Annotated in this window: 27 protein-coding genes, 3 tRNA genes and 1 pseudogene; 21 read left to right on the top strand and 10 right to left on the bottom strand. The window is 71.2% G+C overall.

Annotated elements, in window-relative coordinates:
• On the bottom strand, positions 1–351 hold a 351-nt coding region (locus ACK4HH_RS01405; protein ID WP_409647569.1), incomplete at its 3' end, for a hypothetical protein.
• Between ACK4HH_RS01405 and ACK4HH_RS01400 the strand changes: the two are divergent.
• Positions 233–745 (top strand): annotated as a pseudogene (locus ACK4HH_RS01400) (M23 family metallopeptidase); the annotation flags it as partial. The gene ACK4HH_RS01405 and the pseudogene ACK4HH_RS01400 sit on opposite strands and share 119 nt — an antisense overlap.
• A gap of 162 nt (positions 746–907) precedes the next feature.
• Here the strand turns inward: ACK4HH_RS01400 and ACK4HH_RS01395 are convergent.
• The gene (locus ACK4HH_RS01395) at positions 908–2,617 is read right to left on the bottom strand and encodes a glycoside hydrolase family 13 protein (RefSeq protein WP_409647566.1); all 1,710 of its coding nucleotides are present in this window, start codon (positions 2,615–2,617) and stop codon (positions 908–910) included.
• 147 nt (positions 2,618–2,764) lie between these two features.
• Between ACK4HH_RS01395 and ACK4HH_RS01390 the strand changes: the two genes are divergently transcribed.
• Both ACK4HH_RS01390 and ACK4HH_RS01385 read left to right on the top strand, forming a co-directional pair.
• Positions 2,765–2,836 (top strand) — tRNA-Thr (locus tag ACK4HH_RS01390).
• Between the two features lie 45 nt (positions 2,837–2,881).
• Positions 2,882–2,955, top strand: a tRNA-Met gene (locus ACK4HH_RS01385).
• 27 nt (positions 2,956–2,982) lie between these two features.
• Here ACK4HH_RS01385 and ACK4HH_RS01380 read toward each other — a convergent pair.
• Positions 2,983–3,582 carry a hypothetical protein gene (locus ACK4HH_RS01380; protein ID WP_409647563.1) on the bottom strand — a complete coding sequence of 200 codons (600 nt, stop codon included), beginning with the start codon at positions 3,580–3,582 and terminating at the stop codon, positions 2,983–2,985.
• 159 nt (positions 3,583–3,741) lie between these two features.
• On the opposite strand from ACK4HH_RS01380, the gene ACK4HH_RS01375 reads away from it, so the two are divergent.
• From ACK4HH_RS01375 to ACK4HH_RS01355, 5 genes are all read left to right on the top strand, one after another.
• Complete coding sequence (locus tag ACK4HH_RS01375; RefSeq protein ID WP_409647561.1) at positions 3,742–3,876, top strand: hypothetical protein; 135 nt, start codon at positions 3,742–3,744, stop codon at positions 3,874–3,876.
• A gap of 104 nt (positions 3,877–3,980) precedes the next feature.
• Complete coding sequence (locus ACK4HH_RS01370) at positions 3,981–4,916, top strand: hypothetical protein (protein WP_409647559.1); 936 nt, start codon at positions 3,981–3,983, stop codon at positions 4,914–4,916.
• Positions 4,917–4,954: 38 nt separating this feature from the next.
• Positions 4,955–5,404: a MaoC family dehydratase N-terminal domain-containing protein gene (locus ACK4HH_RS01365; RefSeq protein ID WP_409647556.1), complete on the top strand. Its 450-nt coding sequence runs from the start codon at positions 4,955–4,957 to the stop codon at positions 5,402–5,404.
• Positions 5,401–5,817, top strand: coding sequence for a MaoC/PaaZ C-terminal domain-containing protein (locus ACK4HH_RS01360; protein ID WP_409647553.1), 417 nt, complete (start codon positions 5,401–5,403; stop codon positions 5,815–5,817). Before ACK4HH_RS01365 ends, ACK4HH_RS01360 begins: the two co-directional genes overlap by 4 nt.
• Positions 5,817–6,926 (top strand): UDP-N-acetylmuramate dehydrogenase, encoded by a 1,110-nt coding sequence (locus ACK4HH_RS01355; protein ID WP_409647550.1) that lies wholly within the window; start codon positions 5,817–5,819, stop codon positions 6,924–6,926. Before ACK4HH_RS01360 ends, ACK4HH_RS01355 begins: the two co-directional genes overlap by 1 nt.
• Here the strand turns inward: ACK4HH_RS01355 and ACK4HH_RS01350 are convergent.
• The 4 genes from ACK4HH_RS01350 to ACK4HH_RS01335 all read right to left on the bottom strand — a co-directional run bounded on the left by ACK4HH_RS01350 (position 6,923) and on the right by ACK4HH_RS01335 (position 10,511).
• Positions 6,923–7,540 (bottom strand): response regulator, encoded by a 618-nt coding sequence (locus ACK4HH_RS01350; protein WP_409647588.1) that lies wholly within the window; start codon positions 7,538–7,540, stop codon positions 6,923–6,925. The two genes, ACK4HH_RS01355 and ACK4HH_RS01350, sit on opposite strands and share 4 nt — an antisense overlap.
• Before the next feature lie 5 nt (positions 7,541–7,545).
• Positions 7,546–8,694 (bottom strand): sensor histidine kinase, encoded by a 1,149-nt coding sequence (locus tag ACK4HH_RS01345; RefSeq protein WP_409647547.1) that lies wholly within the window; start codon positions 8,692–8,694, stop codon positions 7,546–7,548.
• A 66-nt stretch (positions 8,695–8,760) separates the two neighbouring features.
• On the bottom strand, positions 8,761–9,615 hold the full coding sequence (locus ACK4HH_RS01340; RefSeq protein WP_409647544.1) for an ABC transporter permease: 855 nt from the start codon (positions 9,613–9,615) through the stop codon (positions 8,761–8,763).
• Entirely contained in the window at positions 9,612–10,511 is a 900-nt protein-coding gene (locus ACK4HH_RS01335) for an ABC transporter ATP-binding protein (RefSeq protein ID WP_409647541.1), read from the bottom strand. The genes ACK4HH_RS01340 and ACK4HH_RS01335 overlap by 4 nt, the downstream gene beginning before the upstream one ends.
• Before the next feature lie 164 nt (positions 10,512–10,675).
• Here ACK4HH_RS01335 and ACK4HH_RS01330 point away from each other — a divergent pair, with 164 nt between their 5' ends.
• Positions 10,676–11,011 carry a histone-like nucleoid-structuring protein Lsr2 gene (locus ACK4HH_RS01330; RefSeq protein ID WP_409647538.1) on the top strand — a complete coding sequence of 112 codons (336 nt, stop codon included), beginning with the start codon at positions 10,676–10,678 and terminating at the stop codon, positions 11,009–11,011.
• A 30-nt stretch (positions 11,012–11,041) separates the two neighbouring features.
• On the opposite strand, the gene lysE is transcribed toward ACK4HH_RS01330, so the two are convergent.
• Both lysE and ACK4HH_RS01320 read right to left on the bottom strand, forming a co-directional pair.
• Positions 11,042–11,671: an L-lysine exporter gene (gene lysE, locus ACK4HH_RS01325; protein ID WP_409647535.1), complete on the bottom strand. Its 630-nt coding sequence runs from the start codon at positions 11,669–11,671 to the stop codon at positions 11,042–11,044.
• A gap of 2 nt (positions 11,672–11,673) precedes the next feature.
• Entirely contained in the window at positions 11,674–12,882 is a 1,209-nt protein-coding gene (locus tag ACK4HH_RS01320) for a pyridoxal phosphate-dependent aminotransferase (protein WP_409647533.1), read from the bottom strand.
• Positions 12,883–13,045: 163 nt separating this feature from the next.
• Between ACK4HH_RS01320 and ACK4HH_RS01315 the strand changes: the two genes are divergently transcribed.
• The 6 genes from ACK4HH_RS01315 (at position 13,046) to ACK4HH_RS01290 (ending at position 16,663) form a co-directional block, all read left to right on the top strand.
• Positions 13,046–13,118: transfer RNA gene (locus tag ACK4HH_RS01315), tRNA-Trp, on the top strand.
• A gap of 114 nt (positions 13,119–13,232) precedes the next feature.
• On the top strand, positions 13,233–13,517 hold the full coding sequence (gene secE / locus ACK4HH_RS01310) for a preprotein translocase subunit SecE (RefSeq protein ID WP_409647530.1): 285 nt from the start codon (positions 13,233–13,235) through the stop codon (positions 13,515–13,517).
• Positions 13,518–13,566: 49 nt separating this feature from the next.
• Complete coding sequence (nusG, locus tag ACK4HH_RS01305; RefSeq protein WP_409647527.1) at positions 13,567–14,511, top strand: transcription termination/antitermination protein NusG; 945 nt, start codon at positions 13,567–13,569, stop codon at positions 14,509–14,511.
• Positions 14,512–14,666: 155 nt separating this feature from the next.
• Entirely contained in the window at positions 14,667–15,098 is a 432-nt protein-coding gene (gene rplK, locus ACK4HH_RS01300; protein WP_153982273.1) for a 50S ribosomal protein L11, read from the top strand.
• Positions 15,099–15,192: 94 nt separating this feature from the next.
• Positions 15,193–15,882, top strand: a complete 690-nt coding sequence (gene rplA / locus ACK4HH_RS01295) for a 50S ribosomal protein L1 (protein WP_255160344.1) — start codon at positions 15,193–15,195, stop codon at positions 15,880–15,882.
• A 208-nt stretch (positions 15,883–16,090) separates the two neighbouring features.
• On the top strand, positions 16,091–16,663 hold the full coding sequence (locus ACK4HH_RS01290) for a GNAT family N-acetyltransferase (protein ID WP_409647524.1): 573 nt from the start codon (positions 16,091–16,093) through the stop codon (positions 16,661–16,663).
• Here the strand turns inward: ACK4HH_RS01290 and ACK4HH_RS01285 are convergent.
• The gene (locus tag ACK4HH_RS01285) at positions 16,641–17,606 is read right to left on the bottom strand and encodes an NADP-dependent oxidoreductase (protein WP_409647522.1); all 966 of its coding nucleotides are present in this window, start codon (positions 17,604–17,606) and stop codon (positions 16,641–16,643) included. The two genes, ACK4HH_RS01290 and ACK4HH_RS01285, sit on opposite strands and share 23 nt — an antisense overlap.
• A gap of 159 nt (positions 17,607–17,765) precedes the next feature.
• Between ACK4HH_RS01285 and ACK4HH_RS01280 the strand changes: the two genes are divergently transcribed.
• The 6 genes from ACK4HH_RS01280 to ACK4HH_RS01255 all read left to right on the top strand — a co-directional run bounded on the left by ACK4HH_RS01280 (position 17,766) and on the right by ACK4HH_RS01255 (position 23,254).
• Complete coding sequence (locus ACK4HH_RS01280) at positions 17,766–18,488, top strand: Pr6Pr family membrane protein (RefSeq protein WP_409647519.1); 723 nt, start codon at positions 17,766–17,768, stop codon at positions 18,486–18,488.
• 10 nt (positions 18,489–18,498) lie between these two features.
• Entirely contained in the window at positions 18,499–19,176 is a 678-nt protein-coding gene (locus ACK4HH_RS01275; RefSeq protein WP_409647517.1) for a DUF998 domain-containing protein, read from the top strand.
• A gap of 89 nt (positions 19,177–19,265) precedes the next feature.
• Positions 19,266–20,012 (top strand): sugar phosphate isomerase/epimerase family protein, encoded by a 747-nt coding sequence (locus ACK4HH_RS01270; protein WP_409647514.1) that lies wholly within the window; start codon positions 19,266–19,268, stop codon positions 20,010–20,012.
• Positions 20,009–21,121 carry a Gfo/Idh/MocA family protein gene (locus ACK4HH_RS01265; protein ID WP_409647512.1) on the top strand — a complete coding sequence of 371 codons (1,113 nt, stop codon included), beginning with the start codon at positions 20,009–20,011 and terminating at the stop codon, positions 21,119–21,121. Before ACK4HH_RS01270 ends, ACK4HH_RS01265 begins: the two co-directional genes overlap by 4 nt.
• A 9-nt stretch (positions 21,122–21,130) precedes the next feature.
• A complete protein-coding gene (locus ACK4HH_RS01260) occupies positions 21,131–22,213 on the top strand; it encodes a Gfo/Idh/MocA family protein (RefSeq protein ID WP_409647509.1) in 1,083 nt (360 codons plus the stop codon).
• Positions 22,214–22,243: 30 nt separating this feature from the next.
• Entirely contained in the window at positions 22,244–23,254 is a 1,011-nt protein-coding gene (locus ACK4HH_RS01255) for a sugar phosphate isomerase/epimerase family protein (protein ID WP_409647506.1), read from the top strand.
• Positions 23,255–23,500: the final 246 nt, after the last annotated feature.

The raw sequence follows: 23,500 nt of genomic DNA, 5'->3' as shown, positions 1-23,500 counted from the left end.
CCGTCGCTCGAGCGCCGCCGCAGGCCCGGCCCCGATGGCACCCGCGACCGCGACCGCGACCGCCGCCGTCGTGCCCGAGCGCCCCGCCGCTCCGCGCGTGCCGCTCGCACGCCGCATCGCCAAGAAGGCCTTCCCGCCCGCGGTCATGCTCGCGGCCGCCGCCCTGCTCGTCGGCACCTCGGTGCCCGCGAACGCGCTGTTCGATCCTGAGGCGCCCCCCGCATCCATGGCCATGTCGTCGGTGTCGCCCGAGTCGGCCGATGCCGCGGCGCCGGAGGGCCAGGTCATGGACGTCGAGGCGAGCAGCGAGCTCGCCGCCACGGCCGCGACGCGCGACGACTGGTCGGTCACCTCGTACGCCGAGCTGCTGCGCCTCAAGTACGGCAACCGCTCGTTCTCGTACAGCACCTCGGGAACCGGCGCCGTGCGCTGGCCGTTCCCCTACGCGGTGCCGATCTCGTCGGGCTTCGGCGAGCGCGTCGCGCCCTGCCGCTGGTGCTCGAGCTACCACCAGGGCCTCGACTTCAACCCCGGTGCCGGCACGCCGATCTATGCGATCGCCGACGGCGTCGTCATCCAGTCCGAGTACAGCGGCGGCTTCGGCCAGCACGCCATCATCGAGCACGTCATCAACGGTCAGCGCGTCACGAGCACCTATGCCCACATGACGGGCGGCAGCTCGCCGCTCGTGCCCGGCCAGCAGGTGCTCGTCGGCGACTTCGTCGGCACGGTCGGCAGCACCGGCACCTCGACGGGCGCGCACTTGCACTTCGAGATCCGCATCGACGACACCGCCATCGACCCCTCCCCGGGGCTGCCGGCGAACCCCAGCAACGCCACCGGTCTGCGACAACGAGCGACGGCCCCCGGATTCCTCCGGGGGCCGTCGCTCGTTGCTCGGCGGGGCTCAGCTCGCCGCGATCCAGACCGTGGTGTCGCTGGGCACGGCGCCGTCGGTCAACGGCCCGCTCGCGAGCAGCAGTTCGCCCGCGGGCAGCGGCACCGGATGCGCGCCCACGTTGGCGATGACGATCACGGTGCCGTTCCGCAGCGCCACGACGTCATCGGCGAAGCCCTCGAGCCACTGCACCGATCCGGTGCCGAGGCCGTGCTCGGCCCGCAGCGCGAGCGCCGAACGGTACAGCTCGAGCGTCGACGCAGGATCCCCCTGCTGCACGTCGCGGGCGAACCGGGCGAAGCGGTCGGGCTGGGGCAACCAGCTCTCGCCCGAGGCGCTGAAGCCGAACGCCGGCCCGGCGGTCTCCCACGGGATCGGCACTCGGCATCCATCGCGCCCGTAGACCTCGCCGTTGGTGCGGTGGAACGTCGGGTCTTCGCGCACGTGGTCGTCGAGCTCGATGACCTCGGGCAGCCCGAGCTCTTCGCCCTGATAGAGGTAGGCGCTGCCGGGCAGGCTCAGCATGAGGCTCGTCGCGGCACGACCGCGGCGCAGCCCGAGCTCGTCATCGGGCTTGTCGGCCGACTTGGGGCCGATGCCGCTCGCGGGCGCGGCGCCGTAGGTGCTCAGGCCGTAGCGGCTCGGGTGGCGCACGACGTCGTGGTTCGAGAGCACCCAGGTGCTCGGAGCGCCGACGGCGGTGAACGCGGCGATCGACTCGTCGATCACCGAGCGCAGGCGCTCGGCCTCCCACGGCGTGCCGAGGTAGCTGAAGTTGAAGGCCTGGTGCATCTCGTCCGGGCGCACCCACAGCGCGGCCTTCGCGAGCGGCTCGACCCAGGCCTCGGCGCACAGCACGCGATCGCCCTCGTACTCGGCGAGCACCTGGTGCCAGTCGCGGTAGACCTCGTGCACTTCGGGCTGCGCCCAGTAGGGAACCTCGTCGGGGGCCGAGATGGCGTCGGCGAGGCCGCCGGCCTCGGCCACCTGCACGATGTCGGGCAGGCCCTCCTTCTTCATGAGGCCGTGCGCCACGTCGACGCGGAATCCGTCGACGCCGCGGTCGAGCCAGAAGCGCAGGATCTGGCGGAACTGCTCCCAGACCCACGGGTTCTTCCAGTTGAAGTCGGGCTGCGAGGTGTCGAAGATGTGCAGGTACCACGGCCCGGGCGTGCCGTCGGCCTCGGTGATGCGCGTCCAGGCGTTGCCGCCGAAGATCGACTGCCAGTTGTTGGGCGGCAGCTCACCGTGCTCGCCCGTGCCCTCGCGGAACATGAAGCGGTCGCGCTCGGGCGAGCCCGGGCCGGCGGCCAGGGCCTCTTGGAACCAGGGGTGATCGCTCGAGCAGTGGTTCGGAACGAGGTCGACGATCACGCGCAGGCCGAGCTCGTGCGCGCGGTCACGCAGGGCATCGAAGTCGGCGAGGGTGCCGAAGATGGGGTCGACATCGCAGTAGTCGCTGACGTCGTAGCCCGCGTCGCGCTGCGGCGAGCGGAAGAAGGGCGAGAGCCAGACGGCGTCGACGCCGAGCTCGCGCAGGGCAGGCAGGCGGTGCGTGATGCCGGCGAGGTCGCCGATGCCGTCGCCGCTCGCGTCGGCGAACGACCGCGGGTAGATCTGGTAGATGACCGCCGAACGCCACCACTCGGCGCCGGGTGCGGCAGAGCGGTGGTGGTCGACCGCGGCAGGATTCGTCGAGGTGGTGGGCTCGTTCGGCATTCCGCCACCCTACGACACCCCGCGGTCGAAAATGGAATCGGTTCCATACCCGGAACCGCGCGGATGCGGGCTTGAGCGGGGTGCGGAGGGCCGGTTCTCAAGTGCTAATCTTCTCTGGTGCCAATCGCCGTTCGCGGCATCGGCAGCGCCCCGATAGCTCAGTGGTAGAGCACTTCCATGGTAAGGAAGGGGTCGTCAGTTCAATCCTGACTCGGGGCTCCGGTTCATCCGTATCGGCCTCGCGGTCGCGCGGAGTACCTGCCCGGCGGGGTAGCTCAGGTGGTTAGAGCACACGGCTCATAATCGTGGTGTCGCGGGTTCGAGTCCCGCCCTCGCTACCGTTTCGTCCCGCCCTCGCTACCGTTTCAGTACCCGGTGCGCTCGTCGATCAGCCGCTGCAGGTCGGCCTTGACGCCCGCGATCGACTCGCGCTGCTCCTCCTCGGTCAGCACCACCGCTTCGGCGCGGGGGATCAGCCGCGCCTGCATGAGCTCGCCGATCGTGTCGTCACGCGCCCGCAGGGCCAGGTCGCGCACGACCGCCTCGTCGTCGCGCGCCGCCTCGAGCTTCTCGACGACCCCGCGCAGGGTGCGGCTGCGGGCGGCGAGCCGAGCGGCCTCGTCGCGCTTGCGGCGCACGCGCGCGGCATCGCGCTTCGAGCGGGCGCTGCGCGACTCGCGCGCGGTCGGTGCCGCGAGCACGCTGTCGTCGGCCAGGCGCGCGGCGGTCGTGCGCAGTTCTGCGGCGAGACTGTCGATCGCCTGCCGGGCGAGCGCGGCCGACTCGTGCTCGTCCCACGCAGCGCCATCGCGCAGGATGCGCATGATGACGCCGTTCTTCACCGTGAGCCGCAGCGCCGAGAGGGCGACGAGGTAGCCCTCGTCGATCTGGTGCGCCAGGTCGCGCGGCACCGCTGGCAGCGACCGTACGGGGATCGCCGATGCTGAGGCGGGCCAGAAGCGCATGTCGACCTTCGCGAGCTCGAGAGGGGGAGGCCTCCAGGGTACGGGCCGTGCCTGCGCGCATGCCGGAGGGAGCCCGGCGAGCATCCCGAGAAAAAGGGGCGCGACACGCCGAAAACACAACATGTAGGGGAATGACACGCGTGTGATTCCCGTTATATAGTGAGACCCCTAGCCGCCGGGGGCGGAGAATTCAGCAGAAGGAGGTCCATCATGGACAACGACAACGAGACCATCGGCGGCTACGCCGTGCCCGTCGACCCGATGGACATGCTGCAGTGCGAGAGCTGCCAGTAGCCCGCTGACACCACGAACCACCGAGACCCCGGAACGCCGACGACGGCGGACCGGGGTTTCGCATAGGCCCTGAGGGCCTGTTCCACCGGCCGGAGGAGGACACCGTGAGCATCACCGTCGATGCGCGATCCTCCGATTCCCGCGCCCGCCTCGCGAGCGACGCCGAAGTGCTCGACCGCGTGCACCGCACGCTCGGCCCCGTCGACGTCGTGGCCGAGCACTGGGGCGCCCACAAGCTCTCGCGCGTGCTGCACGTCGTCACGCGCGGCGGCGAGCAGGCGGTCGTCAAATGGCATCGGGATGCGGGCCCCCACCACCGCGAGACCGAGGCCCTGCAGCAGTACGCCGTGGCGCTCGGCGGCGACGCGCCGCGCATCGTGCTGAGCGACCCGGCACTGCGTCTCGTCACCCTCTCGCGGCTGCTCGGAGAACCCGCGGCCGGCACGGCCCACGAGCGCGACCCCGACATCCACATGCGCGCGGGCGATCTCGTGCGGCGGCTGCACGATGCCGAGCCGCCCCGCAAGCACGACCGCTTCGGTCGGCACATCGCCGCCGAGTTCGAGCGCTGGAGCCGCGCCGCCGACGCGCTGTGGGGCGATGGGCTCGACGGCCGCGACGAGCGCGCCGAGCGGCTCGCGGCCGAGCGGCACCTCGCCCGGCAGCACGTCGCCGCCGCGCTCGACCTCGGAGAGTTCGATCACGTTCCCGCGCACCGGCGCCTCACGCCGCAGCACTGGATCATCGACCCGGGCGGCCACGTGCGCTTCATCGACTTCGCGCACCTCGAGTTCGAGCCGCGCATCGTCGACCTGCTGTGGCTCGAGTACGGCCCCTGGCGCGATGAGCCCTGGTTGCGGGCGGCGTTCCTGCACGGCTACGGGCGCACGCCGACCGAGCGCGACGAGCTCGCGCTGCGCGCCGTCGCGGCGACGCGCGGCCTCGAGCTGCTCGTGCGCGGCGAGGCCCGCGGGCACACCGCCGAGCGCGCGCTCGGGCGCGCGATGCTCGACCGCCTGCTCGGCGCGACGCTCTTCTAGACCCGGCCACGGCATCCCCTCGCGCCTAGACTGGGCGCGTGCCCGTGAATCCTGAGCTGACCGAGCGCGCCTTCGCGCCGAGTGCGCCCTACCTCGTGGGGCGCGAGAAGGTGCGCGAGTTCGCCCGCGCCGTCTTCGCCACCGCGCCCCTGCACCACGACCCCGAGGCGGCCCGTGCGGCCGGCTTCGCCGACGTCGTGGCGCCCCCGACCTTTCCCATCGTCATCGCCGAGGCGACCCTGCAGCAGCTGCTGGCCGAGCCCGACGCGGGCATCGACTTCAGCCGCGTCGTGCACGGCGACCAGCGCTTCAGCTACTCGCGGCCCATCGTCGCGGGCGACGAGCTCACCGCGACGCTGCGCGTCACGAGCATCAAGTCGCTCGGCGGCAACAGCATGGTCACGAGCGAGTCGGCCATGACCGACGCGAGCGGCGCCCACGTCGTCACGAGCATCTCGACGCTCGTCATCAGAGGAGACGACTCATGAGCCTGCTCGACGGCCTCGAGGTCGGCCAGGTCGTGGCCGAGCGCTCGTTCCCGCTCACGCGCGACAGCCTCGTGCGCTACGCCGGGGCGAGCGGCGACTTCAACCCCATCCACTACCGCGACGACGTCGCCGCCGCGGTCGGGCTGCCGGGAGTGCTCGCCCACGGCATGCTGACGATGGGCTTCGCCGTGCAGCCCGTGATCGATTGGCTGGATGCCCGCGGCTGGGTCAGCGACTACCAGGTGCGGTTCACCCGCCCCGTCGTGGTCGACCCGCAGCTCGGCGCGGTCGTCTCGGTCGCGGCCACCGTCGCGGCGGTGGATGACACCGGGGCCCGCATCGACCTCACCGCGACCGTGGGCGAGCAGACGGTGCTCGGCAAGGCGCAGGTGCGCGTCACCCCGCTCGACTGATGACCGTTCGGCTCGCCGAGCTCACCACGCTGCGCGTGGGCGGCCCGGCCGATCGCCTCGTCGAGGCGACGACGAGCGATGAGCTCGTCGCCGCCGTGCTCGAGGCCGAGGGATCGGGCGAGCCGTGGCTCGTGCTCGGGGGTGGCTCGAACGTTCTCGTCGGCGACGGGGGAGTCGAGGGCGTCGTCGTGCGCGTCGCGACGCGCGGCGTCGAGCGGCTGCCCGACGTCGACGGATCGGCGCGCCCGGTGCGACTGCGGGTGCAGGCGGGCGAACCGTGGGATGCGCTCGTGGCGCACACCGTCGAGAGCGGCTGGGGCGGCATCGAGGCGCTCAGCGGCATCCCCGGTTCGACGGGAGCTGCGCCCATCCAGAACATCGGGGCCTACGGGCAAGAGATTGCCGAGAGCCTCGTGAGCGTCGAGGTGCTCGACGTCGACAGCGGCGACCGGCGCACGGTGCCCGCCCCAGAGCTCGCGCTCGGATACCGCACGAGCGCCATCAAGCAGGGCTGGCGCGCGGTCGTGCTGAGCGTCGACCTCGCGCTCGAGCGCAGCGCCGAAGCGCTCGGGCGGCCCGTGGCCTACGCGCAGCTCGCCGACGCGCTCGGGGTCGACGCGGGGCAGCGGGCTCCGCTCGCGGGCGTGCGCTCGGCCGTTCTCGCCCTGCGCGCGAGCAAGGGCATGGTGCTCGACGAGGCCGACCCGCACTCAGTGAGTGCCGGATCGTTCTTCACGAACCCGATCGTGAGCGCGTCGTTCGCCCTCGGCCTGCCGCCCGACGCCCCGCGCTGGCCTCAGCAGCCCGAGCCGCCCGCGCTCGCCGTGCCGCTCGGCGCCGAGCCGGCGGCTCCGCCGCCCCCGACCGAGGGCACCGTCAAGCTCAGCGCCGCGTGGCTCATCGAGCACGCCGGCATCGCTCGCGGCTTCGCGCTGCCGGGCTCGGGCGCATCCGTGTCGAAGAAGCACACGCTCGCCCTCACGAACGCGAGCGGGCGCGCGACGGCCGCCGAGGTGGCCGAGCTCGCGCGCTACATCCAGACGCGCGTCATGGCCGAGTTCGGGGTCGTGCTGCACCCCGAGCCGGTCTTCGTCAACCAGCCCTTCTAGAGCAGACCGCGCTGCATCGCCAGGGTCACGGCCCGCGTGCGGTCGTTGACGCCGAGCTTCTCGAACGTGCGCAGCAGGTGCGTCTTGACGGTCGACTCGCCGAGAAACAGGCGCTCGCCGATCGCCCGGTTCGAGAGCCCGTCGGCGACGAGCCGCAGCACCTCGGTCTCGCGTGGCGTCAGCACGGCGGGCGCGGGCTCGCGCATGCGCGCGACGAGCTGGGCCGCGATCGCCGGAGACAGGGCCACCTCGCCCGCGGCGACCGACCGCACGCCCGCGATGAGCTCGTCGGCCGGGGCCGCTTTCAGCAGGTAGCCGCTTGCGCCCGCCTCGATGGCCGAGAGGATGCTCGCATCCGACTCGTAGGTGGTGAGCACGAGCACCCGCACCGTGTCGGTGCGCTCGCGAATCCGCGCCGTCGCGGCATCCCCCGTCAGGTGCGGCATGCGCACGTCCATCACGACCAGGTCGGGCAGCAGCGCCAGGGCGAGCTCGACAGCCTGCACGCCGTCGACGGCCTCGCCGACGACCTCGATTCCCGGCTCGGCCGAGAGCAGCGCCACGATGCCGGCGCGCACGACAGCGTGGTCGTCGGCCACCAGCACGCGGATCACGCCGCTCACGCTGTGACCCCCGCGGCCGGCAGCTCGGCGACGAGCGTCGTGCCGGTGCCCGGCGCGCTGCGCACGGTGAGGGTGCCGTGCACGAGAGCGAGCCGATCGGTCATTCCCGAGAGGCCGAAGCCGTCGCGCGCCGAATCGGGGTCGAACCCGATGCCGTCATCGGTGATCGCCACGCGCACGCGATGCCCGTCGCCATCGGGGATCGTCACCGCGATCGAGATGCGGGATGCCCGCGCGTGCTTGCGCGCATTGCCGAGCGCCTCCTGCACGCAGCGCAGCACCACGACCTCTGTCTCGCGGTCGAGCGCGAGCCCGACGGCCACCTCGCACGTGACGGCGACGCCGGTCTCGCGCGAGAAGCGCTCGGCAAGCCGGTGCAGGGCAGACGCCAGGTCGGTCGACTCGTCGCCGAGGGCGGCGCTTGCGGCGACGAGCGCGCGGGTCTCGGCGAGGGTCGCTCGGGCGTTCTCTTCGATCATGCGCAGGGTCTCGCTGTCGCCGAGCTCGCGCCGAGCGCGCTGCGCGAGCATGACGAGCCCCGTGAGGTCTTGCGCGATCGTGTCGTGCAGCTCGCGCGCGAGGTGCTCGCGCTCGGCGGTCGCACCCGCCTCGCGGTTCAGGGTCGCGATCTGCGACTGCGCTCCCTGCAGCTCGGCGAGCAGGCGGCCGTTGCGCTCGCCGAGCTCGCTCATGTGGGCGATCCAGAAGCCCATGGCCAGGCTGAAGCCGAGCGACACGATCATCGTGAAGCCGGTCTGCAGCAGGGCGCCGGGCGTCGTGCCCAGGCTCACGAGAAACCCGATCGTGACCCCGGCCGCGATGACGATGTTCTGCACGACCGCCCGGCGGATCGATGCGCAGAACACCCACGCGATCGGGTAGGCGATGCCCTGCACGATCGCGAGCGTCGGCGAGCCAGAGACCATGAGGGCGACGGCGACGGCGACGACCCCCACGAAGACCGGCGCCCCGCGCGGGTCGTCGAGCCGCGGCAGGCCGAGCGTGAACCACGCCGCGACGAGCAGCACGATGCCGGCGGTTCCGAGCACGGCGTCGAGGGCATCGCGGCCCGTGATGACGAGCAGCACACCGAGCAGGGTCGCCATGCCGATGACGGCGGCACTCCACACTCGACGGGCGGTCATGCGCCCGAGCCTAGCCACGGGTGACCGGTGCGGTCGGGGCCAGACTCGGGCGCAGCATCCTGACGCTCACGAATCCTTGCGGATCCAGCGGAAGGTGAGGCTCGTGACGACGAGGCCGGCCACGAGCCAGATCGCGAGTACGAGCGCGATGCCCGGCAGATCCCACGACTCGTTCTGCTCGAGCACGACGAGCTCGTCGGGCAAGAAGACGCTGCGCATGCCCTGCGCCATCCACTTGAGGGGGAACACCGAGGCCACGTTCTGCAGCCACTCGGGCAGGTCGCTGAAGCGCAGGTAGACGCCCGAGATGAACTGCAGCACGAGCGTGATGGGGATCACGACGGCCGTCGCGCTCTTGCCGCTGCGCGGCACGGCGCTCAGCGCGATGCCGAGGATGGCCGAGCACAGCACGCCGAGCGTGAAGACCCACGCGAAGACCCACCAGTTCTCGGCCTTCTCGGGAAGCGGCACCTGAAAGACCGTGAAGCCCAGCAGCAGCAGTACGCCGGCCTGCAGCAGACCCGTCGTGAACGACTGCCCGAGCTTGCCGAAGAAGTAGCTCACGACCGGCAGGGGCGAGCCCGCGAGTCGCTTGAGGGTGCCGTCGCTCTTCTCCATGGCGATGTCGATCGCGAGGTTCTGCAGGCCGCTCAGCAGCACGCCCGCGGCGAGCATGGCGGGCAAGAAGAACCACGCCGCGGTGATCTCGTCGCCGTCGGCGGTCTGCCCGAAACTCGCCTCGCTGAACGAGACCGAGAAGATCGTGAGCATCACCACGGGGAAGAGGAAGGTGAAGAACACCGTGTCGCCCTGCCTGAAGTAGGCGCGCACCTCGTAGCCGATGCGCAGCAGCCCCAGGCGCAGCGCGCGCGCCGCCCCGTTCTCGCGCAGCCCCGGTCGGGGCGTCGTCATGGCGGTCATCGTGCTGCCTCCGTCTCGTTCAGCGCCTCGGCGCTCAGATCGCTCGCGTGCTCGTGGCCGACCAGGTCGAGGTAGACGTCTTCGAGGCTGGGCCGGATCACCTCGAGCGAGTCGGGCTCGGCGCCCAGGCGGGTCACGAGCTCGGTGACCAGGGTCGCCGGCGTCGTGGTGCGCTGCTCGCGGCGCTCGCCGTTCTCGAGCCAGCGCACGAGCGGCACGCGCGACTCGCGGCCGCCGATCTCGTCGATCGGCGCGAGGTCGACCATGCGGCCGCCCGCGATGATGCCGGCGCGGTCGCCCAGCTGGGCGGCCTCGTCGAGGTAGTGGGTGGTGAGCAGGATGCTCGTGCCCTCGCTCTGCAGCGTGCGGATCAGCTGCCAGAAGCTGCGGCGCGCCTCGGGGTCGAAGCCCGTCGTCGGCTCGTCGAGGAACAGCAGCTCGGGCCGTCCGACGATGCCGACCGCGACGTCGACGCGGCGACGCTGCCCGCCCGAGAGCTTGCGGATCAAGACGCCCGCCTTGCTCTCGAGCCCGACTGCGGCGATCACCTCGTCGACGTCACGCGGGTTGGGGTAGAGCGCCGCGAAGTGCCGCAGCTGCTCGGCGACCGTCACGTTGCCGCTCTCGCCGCTCGACTGCAGCACGATGCCGAGGCGCGCCTTCCAGTCGAGCCCGCCCCGGCCGGGGTCGACGCCGAGCACGCTCACGGCACCGCTCGAGCGCGAGCGGTACCCCTCGAGGATCTCGATGGTGGTCGACTTGCCGGCGCCGTTCGGGCCGAGCAGGGCGAAGGTCTCGCCGCGGTGGATGTCGAACGAGACTCCGTCGACCGCGGTCAGGTCGCCGTAGGTCTTGCGCAGGTCGCGCACCTCGACGACGTTCTCAGAAGTGGTCATGGCACCAGCATCCCGCCCCGCCCCTGCCGGCGGAACCTCCGCCCGGCGGATTCCCGGGTCCACCGACCGGTGGACGCTGATAATCGCTGGTGCGCAATTACGTTTTCGTGTGGCAATTACCGATAAACTCACAATGGTTTATTCGAATACCGAGGGGAATTCTCATGAAGCGCATTACGACCGAGCTCGTCGACGATCTCGACAGCACCGTCATCGGCCCGGGCGAGGGCGGCACCGTCACCTTCGCGCTCGACGGCGCGAGCTACGAGATCGACCTCGGCCGCGCCAACCAGCAGGCGCTGCGGGATGCTCTCGCGCCGTTCATCGCCCGTGCGCGCTCGACCGGCCGCCGTTCGGCCGCCGCGCCGCGCACGCGCTCCGCCGGCAGCGGCGACACCGCCGCCGTGCGGGCATGGGCGCAGCAGAACGGCTACACGGTCGGCGACCGCGGCCGCATCCCGGCCGACGTGCGCGAAGCCTACGCGGCCGCGCAGCGCTAGTTCGCCGCTGCGCTCACGTGCTGGCCGACCCTAGGCAGGCCAGACGAGTGACACGGCGATCGCGACCATCACGACCGCGATGCCGGCGTCGAGCCAGCGCCACGCGCGCGGGCTCGACAGCCAGCGCCCGAGGTAGCGCGCGCCGAAGCCGAGCGCGGTGAACCACAGAACGCTGCCGAGCATCGCCCCCGCGCCGAACAGCCAGCGCTGCTCGTCCCACGTGCTCGCGATCGACCCGAGCAAGAAGACGGTGTCGAGGTACACGTGCGGGTTCAGCCAGGTGAGCGCGAGCGCCGTGAGCAGCACACTGCGCAGACGGGGGCCGGATGCGGGCGCGGGCTCGCCGCCCTCGGGCTGCTCGCCCACCGTGAGGGCGCCGGTCGGGCGCCACGCGCGGCGCGCGGCGAGCATCCCGTACCCGACCAAGAAGATCGCGCCCGCCCAGCGCACCACGTCGACGAGCCAGGGCACGACCTCGAGCACGGCGCCCAGCCCCGCGATGCCCGCGGCGATGAGCACGGCGTCAGAGACCGCGCACACGATGACGACGGCGAGCACGTGCTCGCGCCGGATGCCCTGCCGCAGCACGAAGACGTTCTGGGCCCCGATGGCGATGATGAGCGAGAGGCCGAGGCCGAGCCCGGCGAGCGCTGCGGCCATCGCTACCGCGTGCCGAAGAGCGCCTGCAGGCGCTGGATGCCCTCGAGCAGGTCGGCGTCGCCCAGCGCGTAGCTGAAGCGCAGGTAGCCGCTGGGCCCGAACGCCTCACCCGGAACGGCCGCGACCTCGGCGTGCTCGAGAATCAGGTCGGCGAGCTCGAGCGAGGTCGTCGGCGTCTGGCCCTTCCACTCGCGGTGCAGCAGCCCGGTGACGTCGGGGTAGACGTAGAACGCGCCCGTCGGGGTCGGCGTCACCATGCCGGGGATGCGGTTGAGCTCGGCGACGGCCACGCGCCGCCGCCGGTCGAAGGCCTCGCGCATGCTCGCGACGGCGTCCTGCGGCCCGGTGAGGGCGGCGATCGCCGCGCGCTGCGAGATGTTGGCGACGTTGCTCGACAGGTGCGACTGCAGGTTCGACGCGGCGGCGATGACGTCGGCCGGGCCGACCATCCAGCCCACGCGCCAGCCGGTCATGGCGTACGTCTTGGCGACGCCGTTGACGAGGATGCACTGCTCGGCGAGCTCGGGCACGGCCTCGACGATCGACACCGCGCGCACGCCGTCGTAGGTGAGGGCCTGGTAGATCTCGTCGCTGATGACCCAGATGCCGTGCTGCAGGGCCCACTCGCCGATGGCCGTCGTCTGCTCGCGGCTGTACACCGAGCCGGTGGGGTTCGAGGGGCTCACGAAGAGCAGCACCTTGGTGCGCGGCGTGCGCGCGGCCTCGAGTTGCTCGACCGTCACGAGGTAGTTCTGGTCGGCGCCCGCGAAGACCTCGACGGGAACGCCGCCGGCGAGACGCACGACCTCGGGGTAGGTGGTCCAGTACGGCGCGGGCAGCAGCACCTCGTCGCCCTCGTCGACGATCGTCGCGAAGGCCTGGAACACCGCCTGCTTGCCGCCGTTGGTGATGATGACGCGGCTCGCGCTCGTCTCGAGCCCCGAGTCGCGCGCGGTCTTCTCGGCCACGGCCTCGCGCAGCTCGGGCAGGCCGGCGGCGGGCGTGTAGCGGTGGTTCTTCGGGTCGCGCGCGGCGGCGACGGCGGCCTCGACGATGTGGTCGGGGGTGGGAAAGTCGGGCTCGCCAGCCGCGTAGCTGATCACCGGCCGTCCGGCGGCCTTGAGGGCCTTGGCCTTCGCGTCGACCTTGAGGGTGGCGGATTCGCTGATCGCGGCGATACGGCGGGCGATGCGGGAGGAGTCGGCGGTCACGGCCCCGATTCTACGGGGGCGCCGCATCCCTCGCGCCGGATGCTCGTGCCGATCGTCGGCACGGGGCCCGGGTTGGCGCTCCCCGCGTCGTCGCCTACACTGGGTCGAGGTAGTTGATCTCTGCCATGCTTTCGCGTGCCCGAAGATCAGCGATCCACCGCAGAGGGCGGTGGCTCAATTGGTAGAGCAGCGGTCTCCAAAACCGCAGGTTGCAGGTTCGAGTCCTGTCCGCCCTGCAGAGTCGTCGGCCCGGGGGTTCCGCAGGGAGCCCCCGGGAACGGCGATGACATGTGCCTCGCGGCACACCCCACCAGAGTCATGACGACGATGAGTCGTGAGGAGAGCATCACGTGAGCAATGTGATCGATGAGCCCGGCGAGGACATCGTCGCGAACGCGAAGAAGGAGCGCGCCGAGAAGCGTGGTCCGTTCGGGCGCTTCGCGCTGTTCATCCGCCAGGTGCTCAACGAGCTCAGCAAGGTGGTCACCCCCACGCGGCGCGAGCTCATCACCTACACGGTCGTCGTGCTCGTCTTCGTGATCATCATGATGGCGATCGTCTCGGGCCTCGACATCGTGTTCCTGTGGCTCGTGCGCTTCGTCTTCGGCGACGGATCGGCCGCGATCGGCCTGTAGGCCGCCGCTCCGCACCCGATCGCCCGCTGTACAGAGAGAAAGAGAAACCGTGACCGAGAAGCTCCCCAGCGACCTCGACTACTCGACCGCCGCTGAGCAGTCGTCAGAGGAGGACGAGGCGCAAGAGGGCAACACCCTCGCCGCCGACCTGCACTCGGTCGACGCCGTCGAGCACTCGGCGATGCACCTGGTCGACGAGAGCGACGAGCCCGACCTCGACGGTCTGCTCGACGCGCTCGAAGCCGCCGCCGACCCCGAGGCCGACGCGATCGTCGACGACGCCCTCGACATCGACTCGGCCGACGAGGCCGACGCCGCCGCCGAGGCGACGCACGACGAGGCCGACGAGCCCGAGAGCGACGCCGAGCCCGCCGAGGTCGACCCCTACGACGAGTTCAAGCTCGAGCTGCGCATGAAGCCCGGCAAGTGGTACGTCGTGCACTCGTACGCCGGCTTCGAGAAGCGCGTCAAGCAGAACATCGAGAACCGCAAGATCTCGATGAACATGGAGGAGAGCATCTACGAGGTGCAGGTTCCCATGGAGGACGTCGTCGAGATCAAGAACGGCCAGCGCAAGCTCGTGACGCGCGTGCGCATCCCCAGCTACGTGCTCGTGCGCATGGACCTCAACGAAGACAGCTGGTCGGTCGTTCGGCACACGCCGGGCGTCACGGGCTTCGTGGGCAACGCCCACAACCCCACGCCGCTGCGCTTCGACGAGGCGTTCCAGATGCTCAAGTCGACCGTGCAGATCGCCGAGGCCCCGGCCAAGGCGGGCGGCCCCAAGGGCGGCGGGCTCGCGGCACGCGTCATCCCCGCCGAGATCGACTTCGAGGTCGGCGAGACCATCACGATCAAGGAGGGCTCGTTCGCCGGGCTCCCCGGCACGATCAACGAGATCAAGCCCGAGAGCGGCAAGCTCACGGTGCTCGTCTCGCTGTTCGAGCGCGAGACCCCGGTCGAGCTGTCGTTCGACCAAGTCACCAAGCTGTAACCACATAGAACCCGATGAGGCGTAGCCTCATCGGCGCTGGCGTCGCGGAATTGCTGCGCAATTCCCTGAGCTCCAGCGCGACCGCGGCGTGCACAGGGCACGCAGGCGGGAGCGCGGCATCCACCCGGATGCCGCTCGACACGAAGGAAGAGAACATGGCACCGAAGAAGAAGGTCACGGGTCTGATCAAGCTGCAGATCCAGGCCGGCGCCGCCAACCCCGCCCCGCCCATCGGCCCGGCGCTCGGTCAGCACGGCGTCAACATCATGGAGTTCTGCAAGGCGTACAACGCCGCGACCGAGTCGCAGCGCGGCAACGTCATCCCGGTCGAGATCACCGTGTACGAAGACCGTTCGTTCACGTTCATCCTCAAGACCCCGCCGGCCGCCGAGCTCATCAAGAAGGCCGCGGGCGTGCAGAAAGGGTCGTCGACCCCGCACACCGTCAAGGTGGCCAAGCTCACCAAGGAGCAGGTGCGCCAGATCGCCGAGCAGAAGCAGGTCGACCTCAACGCCAACGACATCGAGGCGGCCGAGAAGATCATCGCCGGCACTGCTCGTTCGATGGGCATCACCGTCGAGCAGTAGCTCGACTCGCCACTTTCACAGCAGCAGGACCTTCACCCCAGCGGGAGAGCCAGCCAGGCTCGTCAACCGCGAACTCACCTCTAGGAGACACAACATGGCACAGAAGTCGAAGGCCTACCGGGCCGCGGCCGAGAAGATCGAAGACGGCAAGTTCTACTCGACGGCCGAGGCCGTCGCCGTCGCTCGTCAGACCGGCTCGAAGAACACCAACTCGACCGTCGAGGTCGCGCTCAAGCTCGGCGTCGACCCCCGCAAGGCCGACCAGATGGTGCGCGGCACCGTCAACCTGCCGCACGGCACGGGCAAGACCGCTCGCGTCATCGTGTTCGCGACCGGCCCTGCGGCCGAGGCCGCGATCGCGGCCGGCGCCGACGAGGTCGGCGGCGTCGAGCTCATCGAGAAGGTCGCGGGCGGCTACACCGCTTTCGACTCGGCGGTCTCGACCCCCGAGCTCATGGGCCAGGTCGGTCGTCTCGGCAAGGTGCTCGGCCCCCGCGGCCTCATGCCCAACCCGAAGACCGGCACCGTCACCCCCGATGTGGCCAAGGCCGTCACCGACATCAAGGGCGGCAAGATCGAGTTCCGCGTCGACAAGCACGCGAACGTGCACTTCATCATCGGCAAGACCGCGTTCACCGAAGAGCAGCTGCACGAGAACCTGAAGGCGGCGCTCGACGAGGTCATGCGCCTCAAGCCGTCGAGCTCGAAGGGGCGCTACCTGCAGAAGGGCTCGCTCTCGACGACCTTCGGCCCGGGCATCCCGCTCGACGTCAACGCCGTTTAGCGTTTTCTGTCGCGCCGCCGCCGCTGCTGCGGCGCGACGCACGAATGGCCCCGCTTCGGCGGGGCCGTTCGTGTTTTCGCCGCGCGCTGAACCGCGTCTCGCCGCGGGCGTGTTCGCAACTCAGGCTGAGCAGGCAAACGTGCGCGGTTCGTGCGGCACATCTGGCGGTACAGCCTGAGTTGCGAACACCGGCGGGCAGAATGGGGGGATGGTCGAGAGCGGTGTGCACGTGCGCGAGGCCCGACGCGACGAGGCCGAGGCGCTGCACCTGCTCGCGGCGCTCACCTTCCCGCTCGCGTGCCCGCCGTCGACGACCGAGGCGGCGAAGGCCGCGTTCATCGAGCAGCGCCTGAGCCGCTCCGCGTTCGAGCGGTACCTCGCCGACGCGCAGCGCCTCGTGATGGTGGCCGAGCAGAGCGGCGAGCTCGCGGGCTACGCGATGCTCGTGCACGGTGAGCCGAGCGACCCCGACGTCGCGGCCGCGGTGCGGCATCGCCCCACGGCCGAGCTGAGCAAGCTGTACGTGCATCCCGACCAGCACGGCGGCGGGGTGGCGTCGGCGCTCGTCGAACACGCGCTTCACGCGGCGGTCGATGAGGGTGCGGTGAGCGTGTGGCTCGGGGTGAACATCCACAATGCCCGAGCGAACCGGTTCTACGAGAAGTCGGGGTTCGCAATCGTGGGCACGAAGGGCTTTCTCGTCGGCGAGACGATCGAAGACGACTACGTGCGCGAGCGCCAGCTGGTCTGGACGGGCGTCACGGTCGGGATACCTCGATAGCGATCTTGCCTCGCGTGCGGCCCGACTCGACGAGCCGGTGCGCCTCGGCGAGCTCATCGAGCGGCAGCACGCGGTCGACGTGCACGCGCAGGTCGCCGGCTTCGATCATGCGGGTGATGACGGCGAGGGTCGCTCCGTTCGGCGAGACCTTGTAGTCGGTCGCCCGCACGCCCGCGGCGGCGGCGTCGGCGAGCATGCCCGGCCAGCTGCCGCTCGGTGCGTTGACGAGCAGCCCGCCGGGCCGCAGGGTCGCGAGCGACCGCGTACCGGTGTCGTCGTGCACATTGCCGATGAGGTCGATGACGACGTCGTGGTCGTGCACCTCGTGCTCGAAGCGCGCGCTCGTGTAGTCGACGACGCGCGCGGCCCCGAGCTCGCGCACGAACGACACGTTGGCCGTCGAGCACGTGGCCGTGACGCTCGCGCCGAAGTAGGCCGCCAACTGCACGGCGAAGTGCCCCACACCGCCGGCGCCGGCGTGGATGAGCATGCGCTGCCCCTCGTGGGCGCGCGCCACGTCGACGACCATGCCCCACGCGGTGAGCGCCGCGAGCGGAACGGCCGCCGCCTCGGTCATCGAGAGCGTCGTGGGCTTGGGGGTCAGAAAGAGTTCGGGCACCGCCGCGAACTCGGCGTTGCCGCCCCCGAGACGCGGCACCATCGTCATGCCGTAGACCTCGCGACCGGGTGCGAGCGCATGCGACTGGTACGCCGATTCGACGACCGTGCCGGCGATGTCGTAGCCGAGCACGGCGGGAAACCGGTCGATGGCCGAGGCCGCGCCGCGCCCTGCGCGCGTCTTCACATCGATCGGATTCACGCTCGTCGCGTGCACCCGCACGAGCACCTCGGCGCCGGCCCGAACGGGCACGGGCAGCTCGGCCGGCACGAGCACCTCGGCACCGCCGACCCCGGTCATGACCATCGCGCGCATCATCGTCATCGCTTCTCGCCCTCCCCCTGCTGTGCCCAGTGAACACGATGTGCGTCTCGGGCGTGTTAACTGCCGGTCACAACCCGGAGAAGACGCATGCTCGGTTTGGGCTTGCCGCGACATAGCATGAGCGAAGCCCCGCCGCCCGATGTCGAAAGGCCCTTGCGCGTGACCCGACTCTTCTTCGTGCTGCGCATCGTCGCGGCGCTCGCGATCGGCGCCGCCGTCGTGGGCCAGATCATCACCTCGCTGCGGTACTGGCAGCTGCAGGGCCTCACCGACATCCCGTTCCGGCTCACCAATTTCTTCAGCTTCTTCACGATCGAATCGAACATCCTCGCCACGGTCGTGCTCGTCATGGCCATCGGCCTGACGCTGCTGAAGAAGAGCCCTCGGTGGTTCAGCGTGCTGCGCGCCGTCGCGACGACCTTCATGGTGACGACAGGCATCGTCTACAACCTGCTGCTGCGCGGCATCGAGCTCGAGCAGGGGTCGACGCTCGGCTGGTCGAACGAGATCCTGCACCTGTGGGGCCCCCTCTACCTGCTCGTCGATTGGCTGTTCGCCCCCGGGCGGCACCGACTCGACTGGAAGCACATCGGCACGATCGTGGCCTTCCCGATCGTGTGGGCCGTCTACACGCTCGTGCGGGGCGCTGTCACGTACGACCCCGTGCTCGACGGCGGCTGGTACCCCTACCCCTTCCTCAACCCCGAGACCTCGGCCAACGGCTACCTGTCGGTGGCGTTCTACGTCATCCTCATCGCCGCCGTGATCGGCCTCGTGGGCGCGGGCGTCATCCGCATCTCGCGGCTGCGCCGCGGCCCGGGCGCCGCGCACGCGATCGACGACGAGCCCGACTCCGGCGACCGCACCGCCGCGGCCGCCTGACGCGCCCACCATGGTCGACAGCCCCCATCGGCTTCGGGATGCTGCGCTCGCGATCGTCGGCGCCCTGCTCGTCGCCGCCGCCCTCGTGCTCATCTGGCTCGCCCGCGTCTCGGTGCCGCGCGAGCTCTACGTGAGCGAGCTCGGAGCCCTCGGCGAGCCGACGGCCGAGCAGTTTCAGCTCGCTCTGCTGCTGCTCGTGGCGGGCGGCATGCTCGTGGCATGGTCGATGCGCGAGCTGCGCAGCCGCCCGCCACTGCTGCGACGCGGCACCCCTGCTCTCACGCTCGCCCTGGCCTGCTCGGCGTTTCTCATCGCCGCCCAGGTGCCGTGCGCGCAGGCCTGCCCGCTGCCGGTCGGCGACACCTTCACCGTGCAGGACTTCGTGCACACGCTCGCGGCCGTCGTGGCCTTCGGGGCGGCGTGCTGGGCCATGCTGCAGGTCGCGTTCGCGCCCGGCCACCGGGCGCTGAGCGGGCTGACCCTGCTCATGGCGGTCGCGGTCGGCGTGGTCGCGGCGACGGGGGGACTGCTCTCGCTCGCGCGCTGGAACGCCGTCTTCGGCAGCCGGCTCGAGCTCGTCGCCACCACGATCGGCATCGGCTGGCTCGTGGTCTTCGGCATCGTGCGGGCGGCCCGGCTCGTGACGCGACCCTCGCTCGTGCGCATCGCGGGCCCGGACACCGCTTAGGTCATACCTTTGTTGTCGGTTGTGCCCGCGCGACCGTAGAGTGGAGCACGGCCGCGCCCGGCCCGCCACCATCGTCGAGGAGTTCTGCCGTGCCCCGTCCCCCCGTCTCTGTGCAGCTCTACACGGTGCGCGACGCGCTCGCCGCCGACGCGGGAGGCACCCTGCAGCGCCTTGCCGAGCTCGGATTCCACTGCGTCGAGCCCTTCGGCCTCACCGAGGCGGCCGACACCCTGCAGCCCGCCCTCGCCGCGGCCGGGCTCACGGCCCCCACCTCGCACGCGACCCTGCTCGGCGGGGCGCACGCCGCGGCCTTCGCCGCCGCCGCCCGGGTGGGCGTCGCGACGGTCATCGACCCCTATGTGCCCGACGAGCGCTGGACGTCGCGCGACGACGTCACCGCCCTCGCCGCCGAGCTGACCGAGGTGGCCCGCGCGGCCGCCGATCACGGTCTGCAGGTGGGGTACCACAACCACTGGTGGGAGCTCGAGAGCCGCATCGACGGCAGCCCCGCCCTCGAGGTCTTCGCCGACGCGCTCGGCGACGGCGTTGTGCTCGAGCTCGACACCTACTGGAGCGCCGTCGGCGGCGTCGACCCCGTCGCGCTGCTCGGCCGCCTCGGCGAGCGCGTCGTCGCGCTGCACATCAAAGACGGACCCGTGAACCGCGAGATCGATCAGCAGCTGCCGGCCGGCAGCGGGGCGATGCCGATCGCCGAGATCCTCGCGGCGGCACCTCACGCCCGCCCCGTCATCGAGTTCGACGCCTACGGCGCCGACCTGTTCGACGGCATCGCCGAGAGCCTCGCCTTCGTGCGCACGCTCGGGGTCGAGGCGTGAGCGGCCCCGTCGGCGTCGGCGTCATCGGCGCGGGCGTCATCAGCCAGCAGTACCTCGAGAACCTCACGCGCGCCGCCGACGTGCGCGTCGTCATGGTCGCCGACCTCGACACCGATCGCGCCGCGGCCCGCGCCGCCGAGTACGGCATCGCCGCGAGCGGAACGGTCGCCGAGCTGCTCGCGCGCGACGACATCGAGATCGTCGTCAACCTCACCATCCCCGCCGCGCACGTGCCCGTCGCCCTCGACGCGCTCGCTACGGGCAAGCACGTCTGGAGCGAGAAGCCCTTCGCCCTCGACCTCGAGAGCGGCCAGGCGCTGCTCGACGAGGCCCACCGCGCGGGCCTGCGCGTCGCGTGCGCGCCCGACACCGTGCTCGGAGCGGGCATTCAGACCGGTCGCCGACTCATCGAGTCGGGCGTCATCGGAACGCCGCTCACGGCGCTGACCCTCTTCCAGGTCTCCGGACCGGAGGCCTGGCACCCCAGCCCCGACTTCTTGTACGCGCGCGGGGGCGGGCCGCTCTTCGACATGGGCCCGTACTACCTCTCGACGCTCGTGCAGCTCATGGGCCCGGCGGCGCGGGTCGTCGCGCGCGGCTCGCAAGCGCGCGCATCCCGCATCATCGCGTCGGGTCCACGCGCGGGCGAGTCGTTCCCCGTCGAGGTGCCGACGCACGTGGCCGCCCTCATCGACTTCGAGAACGGCACGAGCGCGCAGAGCACCTTCTCGTTCCAGTCGAGCCGCCCGCGCGTCGGCGTGGTCGAGATCTCGGGCACCGAGGGCACGCTCACGCTGCCCGACCCCAACATGTTCGAGGGCGAGCTGCGCATCTGGCGCGACGGCATGTTCGACGAGTCAGAGGCCGAGGTCGTGCCCGCCTCGGGCTCGACTTTCTCGCGCGGTGCGGGTGTCGTCGAGCTCGCGCGCGCGATCCGCGCGGGCCGACCCGAGCGCGCCTCGGGCGAGTTCGCCTTCCACGTTCTCGACCTCATGGTGTCGATACAGCGGTCGGCCGAGACCGACGGGGCCGCGGTCGACATCGCGAGCACCGTGGCGATCCCGCCGGCCCTGCCCGAGGATTGGGACCCGACCGCGTCGACCCTCTAGGAGCCACGCATGACCACCGCACCCCTCGGCGTCGCCCTCATCGGCGGCGGCTTCATGGCCGACGTGCACAGCCGGGCCGCACGCGCGGCGGGCGCCGGCATCATCGGCGTGACGAGCTCGAGCCCCGAGCGATCGCGCGCGGCCGCCGAGCGCATCGGCGCCGAGACCGCGTTCGATGACGTGGATGCCCTGCTCGCCGACGACCGCGTCGACGTGGTGCACGTGGTCACCCCCAACGCCACGCACCACGAGCTCACCGTGCGGGTTCTCGATGCCGGAACGCACGTCGTGACCGAGAAGCCGCTCGCGATCACGGTCGCCGACGCTCTCGACCTCGAGGTGCGTGCCGCGCGGGCGGGAGTCGTCGCGACCGTGCCGTTCGTCTACCGCTTTCACCCCATGGTGCGCGAGGCGAGGGCCCGCGTCACCGCCGGCCAGGTCGGCCGCCTCTTCAGCGTGCAGGGCGCCTACCTGCAGGACTGGCTGCTCGCGGCGGCCGACGACAACTGGCGTGTGTCGACCGACGCCGGGGGAGCCTCGCGGGCCTTCGCCGACATCGGCTCGCACCTGTGCGATCTGCTCGAGTTCGTGACGGGCGACCGCCTGGTGCGGTTGCAGGCGCTCACGAGCACGGTGTACCCCGAGCGCGCATCCACGGGCCCCGTCGCGACCGAGGACCTCGCGGGCGTGCTCGCGCAGACCGCCGCCGGCGCCGTAGTGAGCCTTCTCGTGTCGCAGGTCGCGCCCGGCCGCAAGAACGGGCTCGTGCTCGAGGTGCACGGTGCGAGCGAGTCGCTGCGGTTCGAGCAGGAGCGCCCGGAGGAGCTCTGGATCGGCCGCCGCACCGCGAGCGAGCGGCACCTGCGCAACACCGACGAGCTGCACCCCGAGGCCGCGCGGCTCTCGGTGCTGCCGCCCGGGCACCCGCTCGGCTATCAGGACGCCTTCACGGCCTTCGCCGCGGACACCTACGCCGCCGTGCGTGGCACCGCCCCCGAGGGCCTCCCCGTCTTCGCCGACGGCGTGCGCGCCGCCCGCATCACGGATGCGGTGCTCACCTCGGCCCGCACCGGCGACTGGATCGATCTCTAGCCCCGCGCCACCACCACGAAGGAGTCACTTGTGTCCACGCATCCCGTCACCCTGTTCACCGGTCAGTGGGCCGACCTGACGCTCGAGGAGGTCGCGACGCTCGCCGAGCAGTGGGGCTACGACGGCCTCGAGATCGCGGCCTCGGGTGAGCACCTCGACGTGCAGCGCGCGGTGGAGGACGACGCCTACCTGCAGGGCCGCCTCGACATTCTGAAGCGCCACAACCTGCAGGTCTACGCGATCTCGCACCACCTCGCCGGGCAGGCCGTGTGCGACGACCCCATCGACTTTCGCCACCAGGCGATCCTGTCGAGCCGGGTCTGGGGCGACGGCGAGCCCGAGGGCGTGCGGCAGCGCGCGGCCACCGAGCTGCAGTACGCGGCCCGGGCGGCGCGCCGGCTCGGCGTCGACACCGTCGTGGGCTTCACGGGCTCGAGCATCTGGCCGTACGTCGCGATGTTCCCGCCCGTGCCGGCGAGCGTCATCGACGGCGGGTACGACGACTTCGCCCGTCGCTGGAACCCGATCCTCGACGTCTTCGACAGCGAGGGGGTGCGGTTCGCCCACGAGGTGCACCCCGGCGAGATCGCCTACGACTACTGGACGAGCGTGCGGTCGCTCGAGGCCATCGACCACCGCGAGGCCTTCGGCTTCAACTGGGACCCGAGCCACATGATGTGGCAGAACATCGACCCGGTCGGGTTCATCGTCGACTTCGCCGACCGCATCTACCACGTCGACTGCAAAGACACGCGGCTGCGGCCCCAGAACGGTCGCGCGGGGGTCATGGGCTCGCACCTCGCGTGGGGCGACCCGAAGCGCGGCTGGGACTTCGTGTCGACCGGGCACGGCGATGTGCCGTGGGAGGACGCGTTCCGGGCGCTCAAGGCGATCGGTTACACCGGGCCGATCTCGATCGAGTGGGAGGACGCGGGCATGAGCCGGCTGCACGGCGCGGCCGAGGCCGTGGGCTTCGTGCGATCGCTGCTGTGGGACCTGCCCGAGCAGTCGTTCGACGCGGCGTTCTCGAACCAGGACTAGGCCCGCCGGGGGACAAAAGTGAACGACGCGGTCCCCCCTTCTGGGGACCGCGGTGCCCCCCAACGGGGGACTGTGAACAGTGTTCGTTAAGCGCACACTGGGATGCGGGGGACGACCTGAGTCCCCCACAGGGAGGACTCGCCGCACCCGAGGCGGTGAGACCCCCTGGATTCCCGAAACCGTTCGCGAGGCACCCGATGATCACGCTCCCCCTCATCATGATCGCGTCGCTCGTGGGCTTCTTCG

The sequence above is a fragment of the Microcella sp. genome (genome assembly GCF_046296455.1).
In the GTDB taxonomy this organism is placed as follows: domain Bacteria; phylum Actinomycetota; class Actinomycetes; order Actinomycetales; family Microbacteriaceae; genus Microcella.
The sequence above is the reverse complement of the archived record's forward strand: the minus strand, read 5'-3'. Positions and strand labels throughout refer to the sequence as shown.